The organism is Micromonospora acroterricola (assembly GCF_003172955.1).
Lineage (GTDB): Bacteria > Actinomycetota > Actinomycetes > Mycobacteriales > Micromonosporaceae > Micromonospora > Micromonospora acroterricola.
Genome location: NZ_QGKR01000069.1, coordinates 1 through 3,151, shown reverse-complemented (window position 1 = coordinate 3,151; position 3,151 = coordinate 1). Strand labels below are relative to the sequence as shown.

Genomic DNA, 3,151 nt, shown 5'->3' with positions numbered 1-3,151 from the left:
GTCCGGCGCCGGCCCGGCGGCCGACCGGGCGCCGGTCCGGCGTTCCGACCCGGTGCGCGGACCCGGCGCCGCACCGGCGGGGGTGACCGTCGGGCGAGCGGTGGTGCCGGCGCAGCGGGCGCCCCGCGAGGTGGGCACCGTCGAGATCAGCGCTGGCTGATCGTGACGTTGCCGCTGCCGGCCGAGCCGTCGAGCACCAGGGAGGCGGCCGGGTCGTCGGCGACGGTGACCCGCTCGTCGCCGGAGCCGGCGTTGGACTGGACCCGGTAGCTGCCGGCCGGCACCAGCAGCGTGACGTCCCCGCTGGAGGCGTGTGCGCGGGCCGAGGCCGGCTTGTCCAGCTCGACGGTGACGTTGCCCGAGCTGGCCTCGGCGTCGACCGCGCCGGTCAGCCGGCGCGCGGTGATGTCCCCGGACGAGGCGCGCAGCCGTACCGCCGCGGTGGCCTCGCTCACCTCGATGTTGCCCGAGCGGGTCTCCACCCCGAGCGCGCCGGAGGCGCTGGCGATCCGCACGTCGCCCGAGCCGAGCTGCAGCTCCACCGTGCCGACCCGGCTCAGCTCGATGTTGCCGGAGCCGACCTCGCCCTGCACGGCCACGCCCTCCGGTACGGTCACCTCGTAGGAGACGGAGCACCGCGAGCCGCAGTCGGTGTCCAGCACCAGCTCGCTGCCCTCGATCTCGTACCGGGCGTTGTCCGGTTCGCCGCCCTGGTAGCGCACCACCCGCTTGATCCGCACCTCGGCCGCCGGGCCGGTGCCGCGTACGACCACGTCGCCCGAGCCACCCCGCACCTGGATCGTGGTGACCCGGACGGCTTCGGTGTCGTCGTAGTCGAGCCGGCGGAAGGACAGGTTGTCGCACCCGGCGAGCAGGATGAGGGCGGTGGCCAGCCCCAGCCCGACGGGGGCGGCGGCGCGACGACGGCGCGGGGCGGTGGTCCGGTGCAGTGCCATGGCCAGCACGCTACGACCGGTGACGAGCCTGGCGCATCGGGGTTCGTCCGCGCATCCACCCCGACCCGACCCTGATTTCAGACCCCGAGGGAGAATGGTCCGATGGCCGGGTACCGCCGACAGCTCTACCGCGACGACGCGGTGGTGCTGCGTGTGCAGAAGCTCGGCGAGTCCGACCGGATCATCACCCTGCTGACCCGCCGGCACGGCCGCCTGCGTGCGGTGGCCCGGGGGATCCGTCGCACCACCAGCAAGTTCGGCGCCCGCCTGGAGCCGTTCGGCCACGTCGACCTCCAGCTCGCCGGCGACCCGAAGGGCAACCACGGCAGCTCGCTGCACACCGTCAGCCAGGTCGAGGGCATCGACCTGTACGGCAAGCGGTTCCTCGGGGACTATCCCCGCTACACGGCGGCCAGCGCGATCGCCGAGACTGCCGAGCGGCTGACCCCGGTGGAGCGGGAGCCGTCGCTACGGCTGTTCCAGCTCACCGTGGGCGCGTTGAAGGCGCTGTCCCGGGGCGAGCACGCCACCACCCTGGTGCTCGACGCGTACCTGCTGCGCGGGATGGGCCTCGCGGGCTGGGCGCCGGCGCTGATCGCGTGCGCGGTCTGCGGCACCCCCGGCCGGCACCGGGCGTTCTCCGTCCCGGCCGGCGGCGCGGTCTGCCCGGACTGCCGGCCACCCGGCGCGGCCCATCCCGCGCCGGCCACCATCGACCTGATGTCCGCGCTGACCACCGGCGACTGGGTGGTCGCCGACGCCACCGAGACCGGCGTACGCCGGGAGTGCAGTGGGCTGGTGGCGGCGCACCTGCAGTGGCACCTGGAACGCGCGCTACGCTCGCTGCCGCTGGTCGACCGGGGTCCCTCGGCGGCCGGCGGGGTCCCGCCGCCGGGCGGCGCCGGGGCCGCAACGCTCCGGCCGAGCGGCGACGTCGAGGCCGGTGCGGACGGTGCGAGCAGGGAGAGAGCCGAGTGATCCGATCGTTGAGGGCCGGTCGGCGTGAGCCGACGCCGCCGACACCGCACCCGTCGGGCGCGCGTCCGCCGGCGCTGCCCACCGAGGCGGTGCCGAAGCACGTCGCCGTGGTCATGGACGGCAACGGCCGGTGGGCCAAGGAGCGCGGGCTGCCCCGCACCAAGGGTCACGAGGCGGGGGAGCACAGCCTCTTCGACACCATCGAGGGCGCCATCGAGATGGGCATCCCCTACCTGTCGGCGTACGCGTTCTCCACGGAGAACTGGCGGCGCTCGCCGGACGAGGTCCGGTTCCTGATGGGGTTCAACCGGGACGTCATCCGCCGCCGCCGCGACCAGCTGGTCGACCTCGGCGTGCGGGTGGTCTGGTCGGGCCGTCCCGGGCGGTTGTGGAAGAGCGTCATCTCCGAGTTGCAGACCGCCGAGGAGATGTCCCGTGGCAACTCGACGTTGACCCTGCAGTTCTGCGTCAACTACGGCGGGCAGGCGGAGATCGGCGACGCCGCCGCCGCGATCGCCCGTGACGTGGCGGCCGGCCGGCTGGATCCGTCGAAGGTCACCGAGAAGACCGTGGCGAAGTACCTCTACCACCCGGAGATCCCGGAGGTGGACCTGTTCCTGCGCCCCTCCGGGGAGGAACGCATCTCCAACTTCCTGCTCTGGCAGGCGGCGTACGCCGAGCTGGTCTTCCTGGACACGCTCTGGCCCGACTTCGACCGCCGCCACCTCTGGTACGCCTGCGAGCTGTACGCCCAGCGGGACCGGCGGTTCGGCGGCGCGCTGCCCAACCCGGTCGCCCCGGTGGGCTGAGTCGAGGCTTACCGCACCGTCACTCTGGGTATCACAGACGTCAGGAGCCACTGACGGAGGTGAACCCACATGATCCAGAAGCGCATCGCACAGTGGGCGGTGATGGCGATCGCGGTGCCGCTGGCCGCGGCCGGCGCCCGCCGACTCAGCCACACCCTGGAGGCCCGGCGTGGTCCCTCCGGGGTGAGCCGGCTGCTGACCAAGGGCGCGGACTTCATGCGCCCCCAGAAGGCCAAGCGTCGCCGATTCTGGTAACTCCGAACGACCCGGTGCCGCTCCCACCTCGGTGCGAGCGGCACCGCTGCGTTCCCACCCCACGGCGGGGGTGCGGGGCAGGTGGCGTGGTGTTTCGGAGTTGTGGGGGGTGGCAGCCGGGTAGGGTCCGGAGGCTGTCTCTTATACACATCT

4 protein-coding genes are annotated in these 3,151 nt (G+C 73.5%); 3 read left to right on the top strand and 1 reads right to left on the bottom strand.

Annotated elements, in window-relative coordinates; translation table 11 throughout:
* Positions 1 to 146: 146 nt before the first annotated feature.
* Entirely contained in the window at positions 147 to 956 is an 810-nt protein-coding gene (locus tag DKT68_RS01075; protein ID WP_109815569.1) for a DUF4097 family beta strand repeat-containing protein, read from the bottom strand.
* Between the two features lie 102 nt (positions 957 to 1,058).
* Here DKT68_RS01075 and recO point away from each other — a divergent pair, with 102 nt between their 5' ends.
* The 3 genes from recO to DKT68_RS01060 all read left to right on the top strand — a co-directional run bounded on the left by recO (position 1,059) and on the right by DKT68_RS01060 (position 2,998).
* Entirely contained in the window at positions 1,059 to 1,934 is an 876-nt protein-coding gene (gene recO / locus DKT68_RS01070) for a DNA repair protein RecO (RefSeq protein WP_109815568.1), read from the top strand.
* The gene (locus DKT68_RS01065) at positions 1,931 to 2,743 is read left to right on the top strand and encodes an isoprenyl transferase (RefSeq protein ID WP_109815567.1); all 813 of its coding nucleotides are present in this window, start codon (positions 1,931 to 1,933) and stop codon (positions 2,741 to 2,743) included. Before recO ends, DKT68_RS01065 begins: the two co-directional genes overlap by 4 nt.
* 69 nt (positions 2,744 to 2,812) lie before the next feature.
* A complete protein-coding gene (locus tag DKT68_RS01060) occupies positions 2,813 to 2,998 on the top strand; it encodes a hypothetical protein (protein WP_089019454.1) in 186 nt (61 codons plus the stop codon).
* Positions 2,999 to 3,151: the final 153 nt, after the last annotated feature.